Below are 21353 nucleotides of genomic sequence, written 5' to 3' on the forward strand. Positions count from 1 at the left end.
CTCCTCCGGCTTCGCGTCGACCCCGGCCTCGGCGCGCTGCTGCTCGGTGATCGGCGCGGGCGCAGCGGTCAGCGGATCGAAGCCGCCACCCGACTTCGGGAAGGCGATGACCTCGCGGATCGAGTCAGTCTTCGTGAGGTGCTGGAGGATCCGGTCCATGCCGAGCGCGATGCCACCGTGCGGCGGAGCGCCGAACTTGAAGGCGTCGAGCAGGAAGCCGAACTTCTCTTGCGCCTCGTCCTCGGAGATGCCCATGACCTTGAAGACGCGCTTCTGGATCTCCTCCTGGTGGATCCGGATCGATCCGCCGCCCAGCTCCGAGCCGTTGCACACGATGTCGTAGGCGTAGGCCAGCGCACTGCCCGGATCGGTGTCGAAGGTGTCGACGAACTCCGGCTTGGGGCCCGTGAAGGCGTGGTGGACCGCAGTCCACTCCCCCGCTCCCACGGCGACGTCGCCGCTCGCGACTGCGTCGCCGGCGGGTTCGAACATCGGCGCGTCGACGACCCAGGTGAAGGCGAAGACGTCGGGGTCGAGCAGGCCGAGGCGCTTGCCGATCTCGAGGCGGGCGGCACCGAGCAGCGCGCGCGAGGACTTGGTGGCGCCGGCGGCGAAGAAGATGCAGTCACCCGGGTTGGCGCCCGCGTGGGCGGCGAGGCCGGCGGCCTCGGTCACGGAGAGGTTCTTGGCGACGGGGCCCGTGAGGGTGCCGTCCTCCTGGACCAGGACGTACGCCAGGCCCCGCGCACCGCGCTGCTTGGCCCACTCCTGCCAGGCGTCGAGCTGCTTGCGCGGCTGGCTGGCGCCACCCGGCATCACCACGGCACCGACGTACTCCGCCTGGAAGACGCGGAACGTCGTGTCGGCGAAGTACTCGGTGCACTCCACGAGCGGGTTGCCGAAGCGGAGGTCGGGCTTGTCGGAGCCGTAGAGGCGCATCGCGTCGGCGTACGTCATCCGCGGCAGCGGGGTCTGCACCTCCACGCCGATGGTGGCCCACATCGCCGTGATGACGTCCTCCATCATCTCGATGACGTCCTCCTGGTCGACGAAGGACATCTCGATGTCGAGCTGGGTGAACTCGGGCTGGCGGTCGGCGCGGAAGTCCTCGTCGCGGTAGCAGCGCGCGATCTGGAAGTACTTCTCGATGCCGCCGACCATGAGCAGCTGCTTGAAGAGCTGGGGGCTCTGCGGGAGGGCGTACCAGGAGCCCGGGTGCATGCGCGCGGGCACGAGGAAGTCGCGGGCGCCCTCGGGCGTCGAGCGCGTCAGCGTCGGCGTCTCGACCTCGGTGAACCCACGACCAGCGAGGACGTCGCGGACCGCCTTGTACACGTCGGAGCGCAGCCGGATCGCGGCCGCGGGACCCGAGCGGCGCAGGTCGAGGTAGCGGTACTTGAGGCGCGCCTCCTCGCCGACGTCCACGTGGTCGTCGATCTGGAAGGGCAGCGTGGCGGCGGTGTTGAGCACCTCGAGCTCGGCGACGACGAGCTCGACCTCACCCGTGGCGATGTTCGGGTTGACGTTGCCCTCGGTGCGCGCAACGAGCTCGCCGACGACCTTGATCACGAACTCGTTGCGCAGGGAGTGCGCGAGCTCCTCGTCGCGGATGACGACCTGCGCGATGCCGCTGGCGTCACGGAGGTCGATGAACGCGACGCCGCCGTGGTCGCGGCGACGGGCGACCCAGCCCGCGAGGGTGACGGTCTGGCCGACGTGCTCGGCACGGAGGGTGCCGGCACTGTGCGTCCGAAGCGTGGGGGTGCGGGTCAAGACTGCTGCTCCTTGGTGATGACCTGGGGCTTCAGGTCGGTGGTGGGCGGGGTCCAGGTGGCCGGGTCGACGGTCACCTGCTCCCCCGATCGGATGTCCTTGGCCTCGTACGTCGTCCCGCCGGCGTCGTCCACACGCTCGAAGAGGACGAACGGGATGCCGCGCTTCTCGGCGTACTTGATCTGCTTGCCGAACTTGTCCGCCTTGGCGGCGACCTCGGTGGGTACGCCGGACGCGCGGAGCTGCTGCGCGACGGCGTCCGCTGCGGGACGCGAGGCCTCCTCGTTGAGTGCGACGAGAACGGCGCTCGGGACCGGGCGGGAGCCGGTGAGGTGGCCCTTCTGCACCAGGGGCACGAGCAGGCGGCTCAGCCCCAGCGAGATGCCGACGCCCGGGTAGGTGAAGCGCCCGTCGGAGGCGAGCGCGTCGTAGCGGCCGCCCGAGCAGATCGAGCCGAGCGACTCGAAGCCGGTCAGCCGGGTCTCGAAGACGGTGCCGGTGTAGTAGTCGAGGCCGCGGGCGATCTTGAGGTCGGCGACCACGCGCACGGTCTCGGAAGTCACCGAGGCGCAGCCCGCGATGACCGCTGCGAGCTCGGTCAGGCCCTCCTCGAGCAGGTCGCTCTCGACGCCGAGCGCGCGGACGGCCTCGACGAACGAGCCGTCCTCGGACTCGATCGTGGCCAGCTGGAGGCAGAGGTCGGCCTGCTTCTCGTCCAGGCCGGCGTCCGACTGGAGGAGCTCGCGGACCTTCTCGACCGGCAGCTTGTCGAGCTTGTCGATGACCTGCATGACCTTGTCGGTGTCGGTCGCGCCGACGCCTTCGTAGAACCCCTGGATCAGCTTGCGGTTGTTGACCTGCAGGCGGAAGCCGGGCAGGCCGATCGAATCGGGGCGGGCCAGCTGCGAGAGCGCCTCGACCATGACCCGGGCGACCTCGACGTCGTGGTGGAACGGCAGGACGTCGCGGCCGACGATGTCGATGTCGGCCTGCGTGAACTCGCGGAAGCGGCCCTCCTGCGGGCGCTCTCCGCGCCACACCTTCTGGATCTGCCAGCGGCGGAAGGGGAACTCCAGCTTGCCGGCGTTCTCCATGACGTAGCGCGCGAACGGCACCGTCAGGTCGAAGTGCAGGCCCATGCCGGCGTCACCGTCGGTGTCGTGGAGGCGCTTGAGGACGTAGACCTCCTTGGAGGTCTCCCCCTTGCGCAGCAGCTGGTCCATCGGCTCGACGGCACGCGTCTCGATGTTGCCGAACCCGTGCAGCTCGAAGGTGCGCGCAAGGGTGGCGATGACCCGCTGCTCGACGACGCGGTCGGCAGGCAGGAACTCGGGGAACCCGCTCAGCGGGGTGGGCTTCGCCATCACAGCCCCCGCTTCGCCTGGTGCACGTCGCGCGCGGCGATGAGGTCCTGCAGGTAGGGGTTCGTCGCGCGCTCGTGACCGATCGTGGTCTGCTGCCCGTGTCCGGGAAGGACGACGATGTTGTCGGCGAGCGGCAGGACCTTGTCCTGCAGGCTCTGCAGCATCTGCGCGTGGTTGCCGCCCGGCAGGTCGGTGCGACCGATCGAGCCGGCGAAGAGCAGGTCGCCGGAGAACATCACTTCCGCGATGTCCTGCGCGTCGTACGGCGTGCGGAAGGCGACGGAGCCCTCCGTGTGGCCCGGTGCGTGGTCGACGGTGATCTCCAGGCCGGCGATCTCGAGCACGTTGCCGTCGCCGAGCTCGCGCACGTCGTCCGGCTCGGTGAACTCGTACTTCCCGCCGAGCAGCATCTGCGCGGACTCGCGCGAGATGCCGGCCATCGGGTCGGTGAGCAGGTGCCGGTCGGCGGGATGGATCCAGGCGGTGGCGTCATAGGTGCCCGCGACGGGGGTGACCGACCACATGTGGTCGATGTGTCCGTGGGTGAGCAGGACCGCGACCGGCTTCAGCTTGTGCTCGCGAATCAGCTCGTCAACGCCGGCTGCGGCGTTCTGTCCGGGGTCGACGACCACGCACTCGGCACCGGGCTCCGTCGCGACGACGTAGCAGTTGGTGCCCCAGGAACCGGCGGGGAATCCGGCGATGAACACGTGGTGACCTCATCTGCCTCGAGTACTGCGGACCGTCAGAGCCTACCGATTGCCTGCCTTGCGCCGGGACGCGTGTGACTACGATGGGCAACCATGAGCGAGCAGCAGGACACGACCCCCTCGTCCGCGCCCTCCGCAGGGCAGCCGAACGACTGGGGTCGCGTCGCCGAGGACCGCACCGTCTACGTCCGCACCGCCGACGGCGAACGTGCCGTCGGGCAGTATCCCGAGGGCACCACCGAGGAGGCACTGAAGTTCTTCACCGACCGCTTCGACGCGCTCGCGTTCGAGGTCGACCTTCTCGAGCAGCGGGTCAAGGGCGGTGCCCTGGGGCCGGAGGAGGCCGCTGGTTCGGTGAAGAAGGTGCGCGAGCAGGTCGTCGATGCGCATGCCGTCGGGGACCTCGACACTTTGGTCGCGCGTCTCGACGCCCTGGGCTCCGTGATCGCCGAGCAGCGCGAGGTCAAGAAGGCCGAGCGCGCCGCCAAGACGGCCGAGTCGAAGGCCCGCAAGGAGCAGATCGTCACCGAGGCCGAGAAGCTCGCGACCTCCTCCGACTGGCGCAACGGCGCCAACCGCCTGCGTGACCTGCTCGAGGAGTGGAAGGCGCTCCCCCGCCTCGACCGCGCCAGCGATGACACGCTGTGGCGCCGGTTCTCGACCGCCCGCACGGCGTACACCCGTCACCGCAAGGCGCACTTCGCCGAGCAGAACGAGAAGCGCGACGCCGCGCGCTCCATCAAGGAGAAGCTCGTCGAGCAGGCCGAGGCCCTCGCGGGTTCGACCGACTGGGGCGGCACCGCCGGCGAGTACCGCCGGCTCATGCAGCAGTGGAAGGCCGCCGGCCCCGCGCCCCGTGAGGTCGACGACAAGCTCTGGAAGCGCTTCCGTGGCGCACAGGACGCCTTCTTCGGTGCCCGCGACGCCGCCAACGCAGAGCTGGACCAGGAGTTCGCCGCCAACGCCGAGGTGAAGGAGCAGATCCTCGCCGAGGCCGAGAAGCTGGTGCCCGTCACCGACCTCGAGGCCGCGAAGAAGAGCCTGCGGGACCTCGCCGACCGCTGGGAGGCAGCCGGCAAGGTGCCCCGTGACCGCATCAAGGAGCTCGAGGGCCGGATGCGCAAGGTCGAGACGGCCGTCCGGCAGGCCGAGGACGAGGTCTGGAAGAAGTCGGACCCGGAGAAGTCGGCCCGCGCCGATGGCATGGTCGCGCAGCTGGAGGCCGGCATCGCCGAGGTCCAGGCGAAGCTCGACAAGGCGAAGGCATCGGGCGACGAGAAGCGCGTCAAGCAGCTCGAGGCCGACATCGCGAGCAAGCAGCAGTTCCTGGAGATGGCCCAGAAGGTCAGCTCCGAGTTCTCCGGCTGACCTCCGCCGGTTCGGTGGTGGAGTAGGCGCGCCTGCTCCACCACCGCGACGTCAGATGCGGTAGGCGTCGAAGACACCAGGCACCCCGCGCACGGCCCGAAGGACGTTGTCGAGGTGCTTGGCGTCGGCCATCTCGAAGGTGAACTTCGACTTCGCCACGCGGTCGCGTGAGGTGTTGAGGGACGCCGACAGGATGTTCACGTGGGCGTCGGAGAGCGCCATCGTGATGTCGGAGAGCAGCCGCGAGCGGTCAAGCGCCTCGACCTGGATGTTGACGAGGTACGTCGCCTTCGCGCTGCCCTCCCACTCCACCTCGATCACGCGCTCGGGGTGGGCCTGGAGGTCGCCGGCGTTGGTGCAGTCGGTGCGGTGGACCGACACTCCCCCGCCCTTCGTCACGAAGCCCAGGATGTCGTCGGGAGGCACCGGCGTGCAGCACTTCGCCAGCTTCACCCAGAGGCCGTCGGCGCCCTTGACCAGCACCGGCACCTCGCCGGTCGCGGCCCCGAAGGAGCGCGGCGTACGGCCAGTGCGGCCGGTGATCGTGACACCCTCGGCGAGGTCCTCCGCCGCTCCCTGGTCGCCACCGTGCAGCTCGATCACCCGGCGTACGACGGCCGCGGCCGAGAGCTGGTGCTCACCGACGGCGGCGTAGACCGCCGAGACGTCCGCGAGCTTGAAGTGCGTGGCGACCTCGGAGAGCGCCTCGTGGGACATCAGGCGCTTGAGGGGCAGTCCCTCCTTGCGCATGAGCTTGACGATCTCCTCCTTGCCGTGCTCGATCGCCTCGTCGCGCCGCTCCTTGGTGAACCAGTGCCGGATCTTGTTGCGGGCGCGCGGCGACTTCACGAAGGAGAGCCAGTCCTGGGAGGGGCCGGCGTTGGGCGCCTTGGACGTGAAGACCTCGACGACGTCGCCGTTCTCGAGGGTCGACTCCAGCGACACCAGCCGACCGTTGACCCGCGCACCGATCGTGTGGTGGCCGACCTCGGTGTGGACGGCGTAGGCGAAGTCGACGGGCGTGGCGCCTGCGGGCAGCGCGATGACGTCGCCGCGCGGTGTGAAGACGTAGACCTCCGCGCGGTTCATCTCGAACCGCAAGGACTCGAGGAACTCCCCCGGATCCTCGACCTCGGACTGCCAGTCCAGCAGTTGCCGGACCCAGGTCATGTCGTCCTTGTCGCCCAGCCGCTCCGTGTCGACGCCGTTGCGGCCGTCCTCCTTGTACTTCCAGTGCGCGGCCACGCCGTACTCCGCGCGACGGTGCTGCGCGTAGGTGCGGACCTGCATCTCCACGGCCTTGCCGTGCGGCCCGATGACGGTCGTGTGGAGCGACTGGTACATGTTGAACTTCGGCATCGCGACGTAGTCCTTGAACCGCCCGAGCACGGGGTTCCACCGGGCGTGCAGGACGCCGAGGACGGCGTAGCAGTCGCGGTCCTCCTCCACGAGGACGCGGATGCCGACCAGGTCGTAGATGTCGGAGAAGTCACGCCCGCCCACGATCATCTTCTGGTAGATCGAGTAGTAGTGCTTCGGTCGGCCGGTGACCGTCGCCTTGATCTTCGCCTCGCGCAGGTCGGCCTCCACCTGGGCGATCACCTCGGCCAGGAACTTGTCACGTGAGGGCGCACGCTCGGCCACCAGGCGCACGATCTCGTCGTAGATCTTGGGGTGCAGGGTCGCGAACGAGAGGTCCTCGAGCTCCCACTTGATCGTGTTCATGCCGAGGCGGTGCGCGAGCGGCGCGAAGATGTCGAGGGTCTCGCGGGCCTTGCGCTCCTGCGTCTCCTGCTTCACGAAGCGCAAGGTGCGCATGTTGTGGAGCCGGTCGGCCAGCTTGATGACGAGCACGCGGATGTCACGCGACATCGCGACGATCATCTTGCGGATCGTCTCGGCCTCGGCATTGGCGCCGTACTGCACCTTGTCGAGCTTGGTGACGCCGTCGACGAGCTGGGCGACCTCCTCACCGAAGTCGCGCCGCAGCTCCTCCAGGCTGTACGCCGTGTCCTCGACCGTGTCGTGGAGCAGGGCTGCGCAGAGCGTCGCCTCCGTCATGCCGATGTCGGCGAGGATCGTCGTGACCGCGAGGGGGTGGGTGATGTACGGGTCACCGCTCTTGCGCCGCTGGTCGCGGTGGTGGTGCTCCGCCGTCGTGTAGGCCCGCTCGAGAAGCGCCAGGTCCGCCTTCGGGTGACTCGCGCGCACCGACCGGAAGAGCGGCTCCAGGACAGGGTTCGTGCCGCCCTTCTGGGGCGCGCCGATGCGGGCGAGGCGCGCACGCATCCGGCGCGCGGACTGCGCGCCGATCGGCTCGGGGGCCGGCGCCTGCGGCGTGTCGGGCACCGGCGTGGTGGAGCTGTCGTCGGTCACGTTTTCATCCTAGGGGCCACACCCCTCCAGACGTACGCCGAGCGGTCACCCGCCGACCGACCGGGTGCTGCGCGTGCAGGCATGCAGAAGGCCCCGTGCCGCAGGAATGCTGCGGCACGGGGCCTCCGGGATGAGCTTGCTCAGGCGGTCGGGAAGAGCGGGTACTCGACGCCGGAGATGTGCTGGACCACGCGGACCACCTGGCACGAGTAGCCGAACTCGTTGTCGTACCAGAGGTAGGCAATGGCGTTGGTGCCGTTCACGATGGTCGCGTTGGCGTCGAAGATCGAGGCGTGGCGCGAGCCGACGAAGTCGGTCGAGACGGCGTCGTTCGACGTGGTGAAGTCGATCTGGCGCTTCAGGTCGGAGTGCAGCGACGCGTTGCGCATGAAGTCGTTGAGCTCCTCCTTCGTCGTCTCGCGCTTCAGCGTCAGGTTGAGGATCGCCATCGAGACGTCGGGGGTGGGCACGCGGATCGAGGAACCCGAGATGTGGGCGCCGAAGTCCGGCATCGCTTTCTTGATCGCGGAGGCGGCGCCGGTCTCGGTGAGGACCATGTTGAGCGGCGCGGAGCGGCCACGGCGGTCGCCCTTGTGGAAGTTGTCCAGCAGGTTCTGGTCGTTGGTGAACGAGTGGACCGTCTCGACGTGGCCGTGGACGATGCCGAACTCGTCCTCGATCGCCTTGAGCGGCGGGACGATCGCGTTGGTGGTGCAGGAGGCGCACGACAGCACATTGTCGTCAGGCGAGATCGTGTCGTGGTTGACGCCGTGGACGATGTTCTTGACGTCGCCCTTGCCCGGCGCCGTCAGCACGACCTTGGCCACGCCGGGGCGCAGGTGGTTGGAGAGGCCCTCGCGGTCGCGCCACTTGCCGGTGTTGTCGATCAGGATGGCGTCGTTGATGCCGTACTCGGTGTAGTCGACCTCGGAGGGGTCGTTGGAGTAGATGAACTGGATCTCGACGCCGTTGGCGACGATGACGTTGCGCTCCTCGTCGATCGAGATCGAGCCGTTGAACTGCCCGTGGATCGAGTCGCGGCGCAGCAGCGACGCGCGCTTCTTGAGGTCGTCGTCGGAGCCCTTGCGGACCACCACGGCGCGCAGGCGCAGGCCGTTGCCGGAGCCGGACTTCTCGATGAGCAGGCGGGCCAGGAGGCGACCGATGCGGCCGAAGCCGTAGAGGACGACGTCGGTCGAGCCGTCGCGGACCAGCTTGTTGTCACCGGTGGCACCGGCAACCTCCGCGGTGACGAACTCCTCGAGGGTCTTGCCCTGGGCGTCCTCGGCGTAGGCGAGGGCGAGGCGGCCGATGTCGATGCGCGACGGGCCGAGGTCGAGGCCCGCCAGGATCTGCAGGATCGGGAACGTGTCCTCGATGCCGAGCTCCTTGCCGACGATCTGGCGGACGTACTTGTGGGTCTTCAGGATGCTGATGACCGACTTGTTCACCAGCGACCGGCTGTGCACCAGGATGGTGACGTCGCGCTCGCGGTAGAGCTGGCCGATGATCGGGATCATCGCCTCGGCCAGGGCCTCCCGGCGCTTCCAGTCGGCGAAGTGGTCAGACGTCACGTCAGTGCTTCTCTTTCTCGAACGGTTCAGTGAGGTTCAGGCGGTCAGACGGTACCGAGGGAGGTGACCGTCAGGCCCGGGTTCGTCTCGCGTCCCGGAAGGAACGTGAGCTCCAGCAGGACCGAGACCGCGTGGACGGTGCCCCCGCAGGACTCGACGAGCTCGCGCGTGGCCGCGACGGTGCCACCGGTGGCCAGCACGTCGTCGACCAGGAGCACCCGCTCGCCCGGCTCGACCGCGTCCTGGTGGATCTCCAGCGTGGCTTCGCCGTACTCGAGGGCATAGGAGACGGCGTGGGTCTCACGCGGCAGCTTGCCCGCCTTGCGCACCGGGACGAACCCGGCTCCGAGGGCGAGGGCGACGGGGGCGGCGAGGATGAACCCGCGCGCCTCCATGCCCACGACCTTGTCAACGATGACGTTGCCGTCCTCGTCACGTCCAGCAGATGCGAGAGCCGTCACAACCGCGGTGAACGCGTCGTGATCGGCCAGCATGGGGGTGATGTCCTTGAACATCACGCCCGGCTTCGGGTAGTCCGCGACATCGACGACGCAGGCCGTGAGGGCGCGCTCGACCTCGTCGCGGACCTCCGGAGCGACGACGCTCATCGGCCGTCGTCCTCCAGCTCCTCCGGAGTGTTCTCCTGCTCCTTGAGGTAGCCCTTCGGCAGGCGGTCACGCGCGATCGGACGCTGCGCGGCGGCGCGCTGCTGCTCCGGGTCGACGCCCTGGCGGGCCTGCTCCAGCGCGGTCGTCGTCGGGTCGGCGAAGACCGGCATTCCCTCGGAGAACGACGGGACGCTGGCGTAGGGGTCGACCGATGCGCGGCGGGGCTTCCGGTCGGCTGCCGCGGCCGGACGCCGGCCCTCGGCTGCCTTCAGGTGCACCAGGACGCGCGGAGCCACGAAGACGGACGAGAAGACACCGGCGGCCATGCCCACGAACTGCGACAGGGCGAGGTCCTTCAGCGAGCTCGAGCCGAGCATCACGGCACTGACGAAGAGGATCGCGCCGATGGGGATCAGCGCCACGATGCCCGTGTTGATCGAGCGGACCAGGGTCTGGTTGACCGCGAGGTTCGACGCCTCGCCGTAGGTGAGGCCGGAGCTGGTGTCCGCGGTGTTCTCGCGGATCTTGTCGAAGACCACGACGGTGTCGTAGAGCGAGAAGCCGAGGATCGCGAGCAGACCGGTCACCGCAGCGGGCGTCACCGAGAAGCCTGAGGCGGCATAGACGCCGATCGTGATGACGATGTCGTGGAAGAGCGCGACGAGGGCGGCGACCGACATCTTCCACTCGCGGAAGTAGCCCCAGATGAAGAGGACCACGAGGATCAGGAAGACCAGGACACCGAGGGCTGCGCGCTTGGCGACCTCCTGGCCCCAGCTCGCGCTGACGTCGCTCTGCGAGACCTGGAGCTCCGTGTCGCCGAGGGTCTCGAGGATCGTCGTCTCGACCTTCTTCGACTCCGCCGTCGAGAGCGTCTCGATCTGCACGATCAGCGAGTCGGCGTTGACCGTGGTGACGCTCGGGTTCTCGGTCTCCTTGAAGCCCAGCTCGGCGACAGCCTCACGGACGTCGTCGGCCGACGACTGGCTGGCCTGAGCAGCAGTGAGGTCGCCGATGCGGTACTCCGTGCCGCCGGTGAACTCGATGCCGAAGTTGAGCGGCTTCACCAGCACGGAGAGGAGCGCCGCTGCGACGATCACGCCGGTGATGGCGTACCAGAGGGCGCGTCGACCAATGAAGTCGATCGACTTGTGGCCGTTGTAGAGCTCGTTGCCGAGCCTCGAGAACTTGCCCATCAGGCCTTGCCTCCCGCCGTGACGACATCCATGCCGAGGGTCTCGGTGCTCAGGCCCGAGAGCTTGCCGCCGCCGTTGAAGAAGTGGAAGCGCGCCAGCCAGGAGAGCAGCGGCTTGGTGAACCAGAAGAGGACCGCCAGGTCGATGAGCGTCGACAGGCCGAGGGCGAAGCCGAAGCCCTTCACGACGCCGGTGGCGAACGTGTAGAGGATCACGGCGGAGAGCAGCGAGACGACGTTGGCGGCCAGACGCGTCTGGCGTGCTCGCACCCAGCCGGTCTCGACGGCCACTCGCATGGTCTTGCCTTCGCGCATCTCGTCACGGATGCGCTCGAAGAAGATGATGAACGAGTCGGCGGTGATGCCGACCGCGATGATCAGGCCCGCGATACCGGGCAGGGTCAGCGTGAAGCCGGCACCCTCCGACAGCAGCAGCACCAGGCCGTACGTCGCGGCTGCCGCCACGGCGAGCGAGGCCAGGACGACCGCACCGAGGCCCCGGTAGTAGAGCAGGCAGTAGAGCATGACGAGGCCCAGACCGATGCCGCCGGCCACGAGGCCCGCGGAGAGCTGGTCGCCGGCGAGCGAGGGGCCGACGGTGTCCGCCGTGGGCGGGTCCTCGAACGCCACGGGGAGGGCACCGAACTTCAGGCTGGTGGCCAGCTCGGTCGCGGACTCCTGGTTGAAGTCGCCACTGATCGAGGCGGTCTTGCGCAGGTTGGGGTCGTTCATCGTCGGCGCCGAGATGACCTCGCCGTCGAGCACCATGGCGAAGCGTTCCCTGTTGTTGGAGTGGAGCGCCTGGGAGACCTGGCTGAACTTCTCCGCGCCGGCTGCCTTGAAGGTGAGCTTGACCTCGTAGCCGATGCCGTTCTGGAGCGGCTGCGGGCTCGCGTTGTTGAGCTCCTTGCCCTCGATGGCAGCCTCGGAGAGCAGGAACTTCTCGTTGTTCTCGCCACAGGCCACGAGCGGGGTGCCGGGCGCGTCGGCGTCGTCGGCGACCTCGGTGGTCGACGGGCAGGTCGCGGCGTTGAACTTGTCGATCCACTCCTGGTCGGGCTTGGCGCGCCAGGCGAGCGCCTCGGCGACTGCGCCCTTGCCCTTCGGGTCAGCGGTCGTTGCCGCCTGACCGGCGCAGGGCCCCGGCGCGGAGTCTGAGCAGGCGATCAGGCGGAAGCCGAGGCGGGCCTGGCGCTTCACGACGTCGATGAGGTCGCGACGGTTCTCGCCGGGGATCTCCACGACGACGTGCTCGCCGCCCTGGGTGAAGACCTCGGACTCGCTCACACCCGAGCCGTTGACGCGCTGGTCGATGATCTGGCGCGCCTCCTCGAGCTGCGTGGCCGAGGGGCTGCCGAGGGCGGTCAGCGAGATGCGGGTGCCGCCCTGCAGGTCGAGGCCGAGCGCCGGCTTCCAGTTGCCGCCGAGCGTGACCAGTCCGAAGATGATCGCCAGCCCCGCGAGGAAGGCGAGGACGTGCCGGCCGGGCCGGTAGACCTTGGCCGCCATGTCAGGCGTCCTCGCCGTCGATGGGAGCCTTGCCGACGAGCGCACCCCGGGCGACGTCGATGACGACGCCGGGCGCGACCTCGAGGCCGATGCGGTCGTCTGCGACGCGCGCGATCGTGCCGAACACGCCACCCGACGTCACGACACGGTCACCAACAGTGAGCTCGGCCTGCATCTGGCTGACCTGCTTCGCGCGGCGGCGGGCCGGCAGGACCAGCAGGAACCAGAAGAGAGCGAAGATGGCCAGCAGAGGGAGCAGCTGGATCAGGGATTCCACGGAAAAACGCCAGGCCTCTCGAAGGGGTCGTCAGCAGGACCGCACCAGCGGCCGCCGTGCAGTGTAGCCCGCGTCACGAACCCGGCAGCAGGTCGTCCCCGGGTGTGCCGGGCGGCTGCTTCAGACCGAGGTGTGCCCAGGCCGCAGGGGTGGCGACACGGCCCCTCGGCGTGCGGGCCAGGAAGCCGTTGCGGACCAGGAATGGCTCGGCGACCTCCTCGACCGTCTCGCGCTCCTCACCGACCGCGACGGCGAGCGTGGAGAGGCCGACCGGTCCCCCACCGAAACGCCGGCACAGCACGTCGAGGACGCCGCGGTCGAGCCGATCGAGACCGAGGGCGTCGACCTCGAAGAGGTCGAGCGCCCGGTGCGCGACGTCGAGCGTCACGACCCCGTCGGCGCGGACCTGGGCGTAGTCGCGCACCCGGCGCAGCAGGCGGTTGGCGATGCGGGGCGTGCCGCGCGAGCGACCGGCGATCTCGGCGGAGCCGTCGTCGGTCAGCTCGACGTCGAGCAGGCGTGCGCTGCGCCGGACGATGCCGTCGAGCTCGTGGGGTTCGTAGAACTCGAGGTGCCCGGTGAAGCCGAACCGGTCGCGGAGCGGCCCCGGCAGCAGGCCGGCTCGCGTCGTCGCACCGACGAGGGTGAACGGCGGGATCTCGAGCGGAATCGCGGTGGCGCCGGGGCCCTTGCCGATGATCACGTCGACGCGGAAGTCCTCCATCGCCATGTAGAGCATCTCCTCGGCCGGTCGCGACATCCGGTGGATCTCGTCGACGAAGAGGACCTCGCCCTCGTTGAGGCCGGAGAGGATCGCCGCCAGGTCACCGGCGTGCGTGATGGCCGGACCGCTCGTCAGGCGAAGCGGCGCCTCCATCTCGGCGGCGATGATCATCGCGAGCGTCGTCTTGCCCAGGCCCGGCGGGCCGGAGAGCAGCACGTGGTCGGGCACGCGTCCGCGCGCCTTGGCCGCGTCGAGCACCAGGCCGAGCTGCTCGCGGACCCGCTCCTGGCCGATCACCTCGTCGAGGCTGCGGGGCCGCAGGGCGGCCTCGACGGCACGCTCGTCGGAGTCGGCCTCGGCTGCGGTCAGGCGACCTTCCATGCGAGCCAGATGCTCCTCCTCGTACGCCGAGAGGCCGCTGTCGTCGTACTCGAGGTCGTCGCGCGCCATCGTCAGGCCTTCCGCAGCGTCTGCAGGGCGGCGCGGAGCAGGGCGCCGATGTCGGGCGTGGGTCCAGCATCGGGCGCGACGACGTCGACGGCCTTCTCGGCCTCCTTGGCCGACCAGCCGAGGCCGGTCAGGCCCTCGACGACCTGCGTGCGCCAGACGTCGGCGACGGGAGCCGCGTGGACCAGCCCGCGACCGGTCGGAGCACCGATGCGGTCCTTGAGCTCGAGGATGATCCGCTGGGCGCCCTTCTGGCCGATGCCGGGCACCTTGGTGAGGGTCTTGACGTCCTCGCCGGCGATCGCGACCCGGAGGTCGTCGGGACCGAGGACGGCCAGGATCGCCTGGGCCAGCTTGGGCCCGACCCCGCTGGCGGTCTGGACGAGCTCGAAGCAGGACTTCTCGTCGTCGTCGAGGAAGCCGAAGAGGGTCAGTGAGTCCTCGCGCACGACGAGGCTCGTCGGGAGGGTCGCCTGCGCGCCGTGGCGCAACGTGGCGAGGGTGCCGGGCGTGCACTGGAGCTCGAGGCCGACTCCCCCGACCTCCAGGACCGCACTGGTCAGGCCGAGGTCGGTGACGGTGCCGCGGACATGAGCGATCAACGGAGGACCTTTCGGGGGGAGTGCATCTCGAGACGCGCTTGGGCTGCGACTGCTGCTTCGAGCCGCGACTGGGCGCCACCGCGCCAGATGTGGGTGATCGCCAGCGCCAGGGCATCGGCCGCGTCAGCCGGCTTCGGCATCGCCTCGAGGCGGAGGATGCGCGTGACCATGAGGCCGACCTGTGCCTTGTCGGCGCGGCCGTTGCCCGAGACGGCTGCCTTCACCTCGGACGGCGTGTGGAGAGCCACCGGGATGTCGCGGCGCGCCGCACAGACCATCGCGACGCCCGCCGCCTGGGCAGTGCCCATGATCGTGCTGACGTCGGAGCGCGCGAACATCCGCTCCACCGCGACCGCATCGGGCCGGTGCTCGTCGAGCCAGGCGTCGACGCCCTTCTCGATCGTCACGAGCCGCTCCCAGACCGGCAGGCTGGACGTCGTCCGGACTACGCCGACATCGACGAGCGACAGCGGTCGGCCGACGGAGCCCTCGACCACACCCATACCGCAGCGGGTGAGGCCAGGGTCGATGCCGAGCACCCTGAGGGCCGGCTGGCTCTGCGAACGCATGTTCGAACCCTAACGGGTGCTCCGGACCTCGTCGGCGAGGACACGCCAGGTCCGTCCGGCGTCCTCGGTGCGCCAGAGCCGGGGGCCGTCGCCCGCCACCACGCATGTACGCCGGTCGCTGCAGACGCCGGACCTGACCGAGCGAGGCAGGCCGGATGCCGCCAGCTCGTGCCCGGATGCGTCGACCAGGACGCTCTGCTTCGGTGTCGAGACGAGGAACCGTCGGGGACCGATCGCGACCACGCTGTCCGTGTACTCCGGGCCGTGCTGCCAGGTGCCGAGCCGGAGCAGGTCGCGCCACGTGCGACCGCCGTCGCCGGTGACGCGGAGCACCGTGCCGTTGTCGGTGAGGCACTCGACGACCGTGGTCGTCCGGCCCGAGCCACGGTGAGCGCAGCGACCGATCGAACCGGCAGCCGCGTTGCGTGGGGTCGTCACCTCCGCCCAGTTGGTGCCCGCATCGGTCGACCGGAAGACCCGCTCGTCTCCCCGATGGGTGGTGGCGACCGCCAGCACGTCACCGTGGACACCGATCTCGTAGAAGTAGCCGGGAGGCTGATCGACCGGCTCCCACGACGCGCTACCCAGCGGGCTGCGCCACAGGTCACCCGGCGCACAGTCGTCGGCCGTGCACGGTTCGCTGACCAGCAGGACGGCGTGGTCACCCACCACGACTGGGGTGCCGTCGGCGACCTCACGGTCGAGCTCCGGGATCTCGACGGGCTGCCAGCTGCGGCCCCCGTCTTCGGTCTGGTGCAAACCCTCCGCATCCCAGCTGACGAAACCGTGGACACCATCACTCGCCATCGCCAGCCCCCATGCCTGGACCGGCGGCAGCTCGTACGACTCGTCCGTGAACGGCTCAGTGGCAACCCCGAAGTCGTGGACCCGACGCCAGGTCAGCGCTGCCTCCTCCCAGCGCCACAGCGTCGCGCAGGTGGCACAGCCCTCGACATCGGTCAGGGCGAAGACCCGCTCGACACCGGCTGCGCTCCAGGCGAGCACGTCTCCGAACGGCCCATGGGGCGCTGGCCTCACCGTCGTGGTCGATCCCGGTCCACACGCGACCAGAAGCGCGGCGCACGCCGTGACGACTGCGGCGGAGCGCCTCACCCCGTGGCCTTCGCCGGCCCGAGGACGGTGTCGATGTGGTTGCGCGACCACGTCACCATCCCGTCGTATGCCGGCTCCGGGACGCCGCGGGCGGCGGTGAACTGGACACCGCCGCGGGTCGTCGGGAGGCCGTCGAGCAGCGGACGCGCCAGCGCGACGGGCTCCGACCCGAAGGGGAAGAGCGAGAACCCGGCCTCGGTGCGGATGATCGCGACCAGCCCGCGCTCGCGGTAGGTCAGGCAGGCCATGCCGTACTTCCTGCCGGGAACGGCCTCGGGCACGAGCGCGAGTGCCCGGGCGTAGTAGCCGCGGATCACCTCCGCTTCACCGGGCGTCAACGACTCCAGATACGACTCGACCTCGTCCATCTCCCGAGTATCACGCCGAAACCCGGGACAGAAGACGACGAAACCCGGGTTTCGGCGCACCAGAACCCGGGTTTCGACGGAAGAGGAGTCAGTCGTCGAGCTGCTCGAGGACCTCGTCGGGGATGTCGGCGTTGGAGTAGACGTTCTGCACGTCGTCGAGGTCGTCGATCACATCGACGAGCTTGATCACCTTGGCAGCGGTGGCCGCGTCGGCGACCGGGATGTCCATCGACGCGACGAACTCGACGTCGGCGGAGTCGTAGTCGAGGCCCGCCTCCTGGATCGCGGTGCGGACCGCCACCACGTCGGTCGCCTCGGACTGGACCTGCCAGGCCTCGCCGAGGTCGTTGACGTCCTCGGCCCCAGCGTCCAGGGTCGCCTCGAGGACGGAGTCCTCGTCGACCTCCTTGCCGTCCTGCGACTTCGGCACGACGACGATGCCCTTGCGGCCGAAGAGCCGCGAGACCGAGCCCGGGTCGGCCATGGTGCCGCCGTTGCGGGTGACCGCCGTGCGGACCTCCATCGCGGCGCGGTTCTTGTTGTCGGTCAGGCACTCGACCAGGAGGGCGACGCCGGACGGACCGTAGACCTCGTACATGATCGTGTCGTAGGCGACGCTGTCGCCCGAGAGGCCGGCACCGCGCTTGACCGCCCGGTCGATGTTGTCGTTGGGCACCGACGACTTCTTCGCCTTCTGGATGGCGTCGACGAGCGCCGGGTTGCCCGACGTGTCAGCGCCGCCGGCACGCGCCGCGATCTCGATGACCTTGATCAGCTTCGCGAAGCTCTTGGCCCGCTTGGCGTCGATCGCCGCCTTCTTGTGCTTCGTGGTTGCCCACTTGGAGTGGCCGGACATGCGCTCTCTTCCGTCGTCGTGCTCGTGCGGTGGGACCAGGCGGAGGATCAGGACCTGACGAGCTCGACGAAGAGCTCGTGGATCCGGGTGTCGCCGGTGATCTCCGGGTGGAACGACGTGGCGAGGAGGCGCCCCTGTCGGACCGCGACGATCCTATCCCCCACGGTCGCCGCGATCTCGACGCCGTCGCCGACCTTCTCGACGTACGGCGCACGGATGAAGGTGGCCGGGTAGTCGAAGTGGTCGTGCCAGGTCGGCTCGAACTCGACGACCGCCTCGAAGGAGTCGACCTGTCGACCGAACCCGTTGCGCCGCACGACCATGTCGATGCCGCCGAAGGTCTCCTGGTCGGCGGTGCCGCCCTCGATGGCGTCGGCGAGCATGATCATCCCTGCGCACGTGCCGTACGCCGGGAGGCCGTCGCGCAGCGCCGCGCGGATCGGCTCGAGGAGGCCGAAGATGCCCGCGAGCTTGCCGATCGTCGTGGACTCGCCGCCGGGGATCACGAGTCCGTCGACCTGAGCGAGCTCCGCCGGGCGGCGTACGCCGATCGTGGAGACACCGCACTCCTCGAGCATGGCGCGGTGCTCGCGCACGTCGCCCTGGAGGGCGAGGACGCCGATGGTCAGGTTGCGGGAGGTGCTCACGCCGTGATTCTAGTTTTGCGTCACCGGGAAGAGCGCAGAGAGGTCCGCCAGCGCAAGATCGGGGTCGAGCCGGCCGCCGCGTGTGCGCGCCATCCCCTCGAGCTGGTACCAGATCAGCTGCGCGAGGCGATAGGCGAGCGGCTCCGGGTCGGGCTTGCGGTCCTCGCCACGCGCGAGCCACAACCGCACGGCTGAGACGACCTCGGAGACGACACCGAAGGCGACCAGGTCGACCATCGCCGCGTCGTCGTCGTCGAGCTCGACACCGAGCACCTTGCCGCCCTCGAGCAGCAACGGCTTCAGCTGGACCGAGATGCCGCGGATCACGTTGCGGACCGGGTTGTCGATCTTGCCCGGGAGCTCGCGCATGGCGAACCGGTGCAGTGCCCGGTGCTGGTGGGCCCACAGCACGTAGCGCAGGACGGCGCGCTCGATCACCTCGCGCAGGCCGCCCTCGGCGATGCCGGACGCGAAGACGTGGTCGGTGAGCATCTGCAGCGACTGCCGCTGCACGGCCCGATCGAGGTCGTCGCGGTCGGCGAAGTGGCGGTAGACCACGGGACGGCCGATGCCGGCCTGCTTCGCGATCAGCTGGACGTGGATGTCGGTGCCCGGCGGATGCGCCTCGGTCAGCTCGATCGCAGCCTGGATGATGGCAGCACGGCGCTCGCGCTTGTGTGCTTCCCAGCGGACACTGCGCCCGTCGACCTGCGGCTCGTCGGTCCCCATGACCCACTCTCGACCTGGAGGGTTGTTATCGGGCCGCCATCTTGTCAGATCCGGCCGCACTCCGTGCGCGCGCCACGTCCTCGAGAAGGCTGTCGACCGTCTGCTCGGCGCACGTCTTGTTGGTGCCGAGGAATCCGCTCGGCCCGCGCTTGATCCAACCCGCGACATAGACGCCCGGCTCGACACGCCCTGCCACGTTGGGGATGGTGGCCGTCGTCTCGTCGAAGGGAAGGCCGGGCACCGGGCGCCCGCGGTAGCCGACGCTACGCAGCACCATCGATGCCGGGATCACCTCACGGTCCGCCGTCAGCTCGGCGCGTCGTACGCCGTCAGGGCCGGCCACCAGCTCGGTGCGGGCCACCTCCAGGCCGGTGACGTGTGTGTCGCCGACGACGGCGACCGGGGCCGTGTGGAAGCGGAGGACGATGCGACGGCGGTCTCCCGCCCCCGGCTCGCGGCGAGCGATCTCGCGGATCAGGTCGAGCTTGGGCGAGGCGTCGAGGCCGTCGAGCGCGGCCAGCCCTCCGTCGACGAGCACCTCGACATCGGACAGGCCGGCGAGACCCACGAGCTCGGGCAGGGTGAACGCAGCCTCCGCCGGGCCGCGGCGCCCGAGGACGACCACCTCGCGCACCGCGCTGCTGCGGAGGGCATCGAGTGCGTCGGACGCGATCTCGGTGGCGGCGAGCGACTCGGGATCAACGGTCATGATCCGTGCGACGTCCAGGGCGACGTTGCCGTTGCCGACCACGACGATCCGCTCGCCGGAGAGGTCCGGGCCGAGGTCGGCGTGGTCGGGGTGGCCGTTGTACCAACCAACGACGCTGGTCGCGGAGACGCTGCCGGGGAGGTCCTCCCCCGGAACGCCCATCGACCGGTCCGATGACGCGCCCACCGTGTAGACGACCGCGTCGTACGCCGCCGCGAGCTGCTCGTGGGTGACGTCGCGGCCGACCTCCACCCCGAGCTCGTAGGTGAAGCCGTCCTGCTTCTCGATGGTCTCGAAGAGCGTGCGGATCTTGCGGGTGTGCTCGTGGTCGGGAGCGACGCCGAAACGGGCCAGACCGTGGGGCACGTCGAGCCGGTCAAGCACCGTGACGCTGACGCCCGGGAAGTGGAGCAGCTCGTCCGCGACGTAGAGACCGGCCGGGCCGGCACCGACCACGGCGACACGCAGGCTCTCCGCCGCCGGGCGGAAGCGCTTGCGCAGCGGCGCCAGGATCGGACGGGCGGACCGGTCGACCTCGCGGAAGAAGTCGGCGTTGATCTCGACGAACGGCAGCTCCGAGGTTTCCAGCCGGGTGTGCGCCTTGATCGCGCCCACCGGGCACGCCGAGACGCACGCGCCACAGTCGACGCAGGTCTTCGGGTCGATGTAGACCTGCTCGGCGAGCGCGAAGCCCTCCTCGAGCGGACCCGGGTGGATCGCGTTGACCGGGCAGGCGATGACGCACGAGGCGTCGGCGCAGCAGGACTGGGTGACGACGTGGGGCATGAGGGCCTTCTGGGGAAGCGGCGGCGGAGGGTCAGGCGGCGTGGTGCTGCGCCGACTCCGCCTCGTGGATCGAACGGTCGTGGATCTCGCCGCGGAAGCGCGACGGCGCACCGTCGACACGCAGCTTCTTCCAGAGGCGGCGGGCCACGCGGTTGTCCAGCAGGCCCACCTTGGTCGAGAGCATGCGGACGTCGCCGAAGATCTCGCTGAGCACGACGCGGCGCTCGGGAGCCTCCCAGTAGATGTCCTTGATCACCTCGCGCGGGATCTCGAGGTCCGCGCACATGCGACCCGGCGGGATCAGGATCATGTCGGCCATGATCCGGAACGCGAGCGGCGTGAGCACCGACAGCAGCCCGCGGCGGACCTTGCCCATGCCGGGCGCGTCCTCGGTCAGCTTCGCGTGGGCAAAGGAGATGTGGCGGGCCTCTTCCGCGACGTGGATCTGCATGATCCGCCGCATCAGCGGGTGGATCTTGCCCTCGCCTGCACGCAGGTAGACCTTCTGCATGTGGTCGATGGGCTCCTCGCCGCCGAGCACGAGGATGAAGAAGAACTCCGGGAAGAGTCGCGCGAAGCCGGGGATCAACGTCTGCATGACGAACGTCTTGGTCCACTGCTGCATGCCCGGGGCGTCGTACTCGCAGCGGTTCACGAACTCCTGGAACATCTGCGTGTGGTGCGTCTCCTCCGTCGCCTCGTGGGTGACGTAGCGGAACTCCGCGGAGCCGTTCGGCAGGTCGTAGACGTACTGCATGAGGCCACGGATCAGCAGGTTCTCGAACTCGAGGCCGACCTTGGCGACCTGCGCCATGTACGCCCGACCGATCTGACGCTGGCGCTCGGGCGAGAGCGACTGGTACCACGGGTGGGCACCCATCTCGTGCTCCGGCGGAAGGATCCACTCGGGGTTCTCCGGCGAGACGTCGTAGGAGTCCCAGTCGATGTCGACGAACGGGTCAAAGTGGAGGTCCACCGAGCCCTGGGAGAGCGTCGCCAGGTGCTGCTCGTAGGTCACATCAGTCGTCATGTCACTCACCTCGTGGTCG

The 21353-nt window shown here is 69.5% G+C and carries 20 protein-coding genes; 1 reads left to right on the forward strand and 19 read right to left on the reverse strand.

Going from position 1 to position 21353, the window contains the following annotated elements; genetic code table 11:
- The 3 genes from aspS to VLF38_RS13880 all read right to left on the reverse strand — a co-directional run.
- A partial coding sequence (aspS, locus tag VLF38_RS13870; RefSeq protein ID WP_325271830.1) for an aspartate--tRNA ligase occupies window positions 1-1773 on the reverse strand: 1773 nt, incomplete at its 3' end.
- Window positions 1770-3137 carry a histidine--tRNA ligase gene (gene hisS, locus VLF38_RS13875; RefSeq protein ID WP_325271831.1) on the reverse strand — a complete coding sequence of 456 codons (1368 nt, stop codon included), beginning with the start codon at window positions 3135-3137 and terminating at the stop codon, window positions 1770-1772. The genes hisS and aspS, both read right to left, overlap by 4 nt.
- On the reverse strand, window positions 3137-3847 hold the full coding sequence (locus VLF38_RS13880; protein ID WP_325271832.1) for an MBL fold metallo-hydrolase: 711 nt from the start codon (window positions 3845-3847) through the stop codon (window positions 3137-3139). The genes hisS and VLF38_RS13880 overlap by 1 nt, the downstream gene beginning before the upstream one ends.
- Before the next feature lie 93 nt (window positions 3848-3940).
- Here VLF38_RS13880 and VLF38_RS13885 point away from each other — a divergent pair, with 93 nt between their 5' ends.
- Window positions 3941-5215: a DUF349 domain-containing protein gene (locus VLF38_RS13885; RefSeq protein ID WP_325271833.1), complete on the forward strand. Its 1275-nt coding sequence runs from the start codon at window positions 3941-3943 to the stop codon at window positions 5213-5215.
- Window positions 5216-5266: 51 nt separating this feature from the next.
- Here the strand turns inward: VLF38_RS13885 and VLF38_RS13890 are convergent, their stop codons facing one another.
- The 16 genes from VLF38_RS13890 to VLF38_RS13965 all read right to left on the reverse strand — a co-directional run bounded on the left by VLF38_RS13890 (window position 5267) and on the right by VLF38_RS13965 (window position 21334).
- Window positions 5267-7591 carry a RelA/SpoT family protein gene (locus VLF38_RS13890; RefSeq protein WP_414689401.1) on the reverse strand — a complete coding sequence of 775 codons (2325 nt, stop codon included), beginning with the start codon at window positions 7589-7591 and terminating at the stop codon, window positions 5267-5269.
- Between the two features lie 140 nt (window positions 7592-7731).
- Window positions 7732-9165 (reverse strand): glyceraldehyde-3-phosphate dehydrogenase, encoded by a 1434-nt coding sequence (locus VLF38_RS13895; protein ID WP_325271834.1) that lies wholly within the window; start codon window positions 9163-9165, stop codon window positions 7732-7734.
- Between the two features lie 44 nt (window positions 9166-9209).
- The gene (locus tag VLF38_RS13900) at window positions 9210-9773 is read right to left on the reverse strand and encodes an adenine phosphoribosyltransferase (RefSeq protein ID WP_325271835.1); all 564 of its coding nucleotides are present in this window, start codon (window positions 9771-9773) and stop codon (window positions 9210-9212) included.
- Window positions 9770-10969, reverse strand: a complete 1200-nt coding sequence (gene secF, locus VLF38_RS13905) for a protein translocase subunit SecF (protein ID WP_325271836.1) — start codon at window positions 10967-10969, stop codon at window positions 9770-9772. Before secF ends, VLF38_RS13900 begins: the two co-directional genes overlap by 4 nt.
- Window positions 10969-12477 carry a protein translocase subunit SecD gene (gene secD / locus VLF38_RS13910; RefSeq protein WP_325271837.1) on the reverse strand — a complete coding sequence of 503 codons (1509 nt, stop codon included), beginning with the start codon at window positions 12475-12477 and terminating at the stop codon, window positions 10969-10971. The genes secF and secD overlap by 1 nt, the downstream gene beginning before the upstream one ends.
- 1 nt (window position 12478) lies before the next feature.
- Window positions 12479-12754, reverse strand: a complete 276-nt coding sequence (gene yajC / locus VLF38_RS13915; protein WP_325271838.1) for a preprotein translocase subunit YajC — start codon at window positions 12752-12754, stop codon at window positions 12479-12481.
- A gap of 73 nt (window positions 12755-12827) precedes the next feature.
- Window positions 12828-13859 (reverse strand): Holliday junction branch migration DNA helicase RuvB, encoded by a 1032-nt coding sequence (gene ruvB / locus VLF38_RS13920; RefSeq protein ID WP_325271856.1) that lies wholly within the window; start codon window positions 13857-13859, stop codon window positions 12828-12830.
- 71 nt (window positions 13860-13930) lie between these two features.
- Window positions 13931-14527 (reverse strand): Holliday junction branch migration protein RuvA, encoded by a 597-nt coding sequence (gene ruvA / locus VLF38_RS13925; RefSeq protein WP_325271839.1) that lies wholly within the window; start codon window positions 14525-14527, stop codon window positions 13931-13933.
- Window positions 14524-15096 (reverse strand): crossover junction endodeoxyribonuclease RuvC, encoded by a 573-nt coding sequence (gene ruvC / locus VLF38_RS13930; RefSeq protein ID WP_325271840.1) that lies wholly within the window; start codon window positions 15094-15096, stop codon window positions 14524-14526. Before ruvC ends, ruvA begins: the two co-directional genes overlap by 4 nt.
- Window positions 15097-15105: 9 nt before the next feature.
- Window positions 15106-16101, reverse strand: coding sequence for a hypothetical protein (locus tag VLF38_RS13935; protein WP_325271841.1), 996 nt, complete (start codon window positions 16099-16101; stop codon window positions 15106-15108).
- 104 nt (window positions 16102-16205) lie between these two features.
- On the reverse strand, window positions 16206-16577 hold the full coding sequence (locus tag VLF38_RS13940) for a hypothetical protein (RefSeq protein ID WP_325271842.1): 372 nt from the start codon (window positions 16575-16577) through the stop codon (window positions 16206-16208).
- Window positions 16578-16665: 88 nt separating this feature from the next.
- Window positions 16666-17433 carry a YebC/PmpR family DNA-binding transcriptional regulator gene (locus tag VLF38_RS13945; RefSeq protein WP_325271843.1) on the reverse strand — a complete coding sequence of 256 codons (768 nt, stop codon included), beginning with the start codon at window positions 17431-17433 and terminating at the stop codon, window positions 16666-16668.
- A 47-nt stretch (window positions 17434-17480) separates the two neighbouring features.
- Window positions 17481-18080 carry a pyridoxal 5'-phosphate synthase glutaminase subunit PdxT gene (pdxT, locus tag VLF38_RS13950; protein WP_325271844.1) on the reverse strand — a complete coding sequence of 200 codons (600 nt, stop codon included), beginning with the start codon at window positions 18078-18080 and terminating at the stop codon, window positions 17481-17483.
- Window positions 18081-18089: 9 nt separating this feature from the next.
- Window positions 18090-18809 (reverse strand): TetR/AcrR family transcriptional regulator, encoded by a 720-nt coding sequence (locus VLF38_RS13955; protein ID WP_325271845.1) that lies wholly within the window; start codon window positions 18807-18809, stop codon window positions 18090-18092.
- Between the two features lie 25 nt (window positions 18810-18834).
- The gene (locus tag VLF38_RS13960) at window positions 18835-20304 is read right to left on the reverse strand and encodes an FAD-dependent oxidoreductase (RefSeq protein WP_325271846.1); all 1470 of its coding nucleotides are present in this window, start codon (window positions 20302-20304) and stop codon (window positions 18835-18837) included.
- Window positions 20305-20335: 31 nt separating this feature from the next.
- Entirely contained in the window at window positions 20336-21334 is a 999-nt protein-coding gene (locus tag VLF38_RS13965; protein WP_325271847.1) for a diiron oxygenase, read from the reverse strand.
- Between the last annotated feature and the right edge of the window lie 19 nt (window positions 21335-21353).

The organism is Nocardioides sp. (assembly GCF_035481145.1).
GTDB lineage: Bacteria > Actinomycetota > Actinomycetes > Propionibacteriales > Nocardioidaceae > Nocardioides.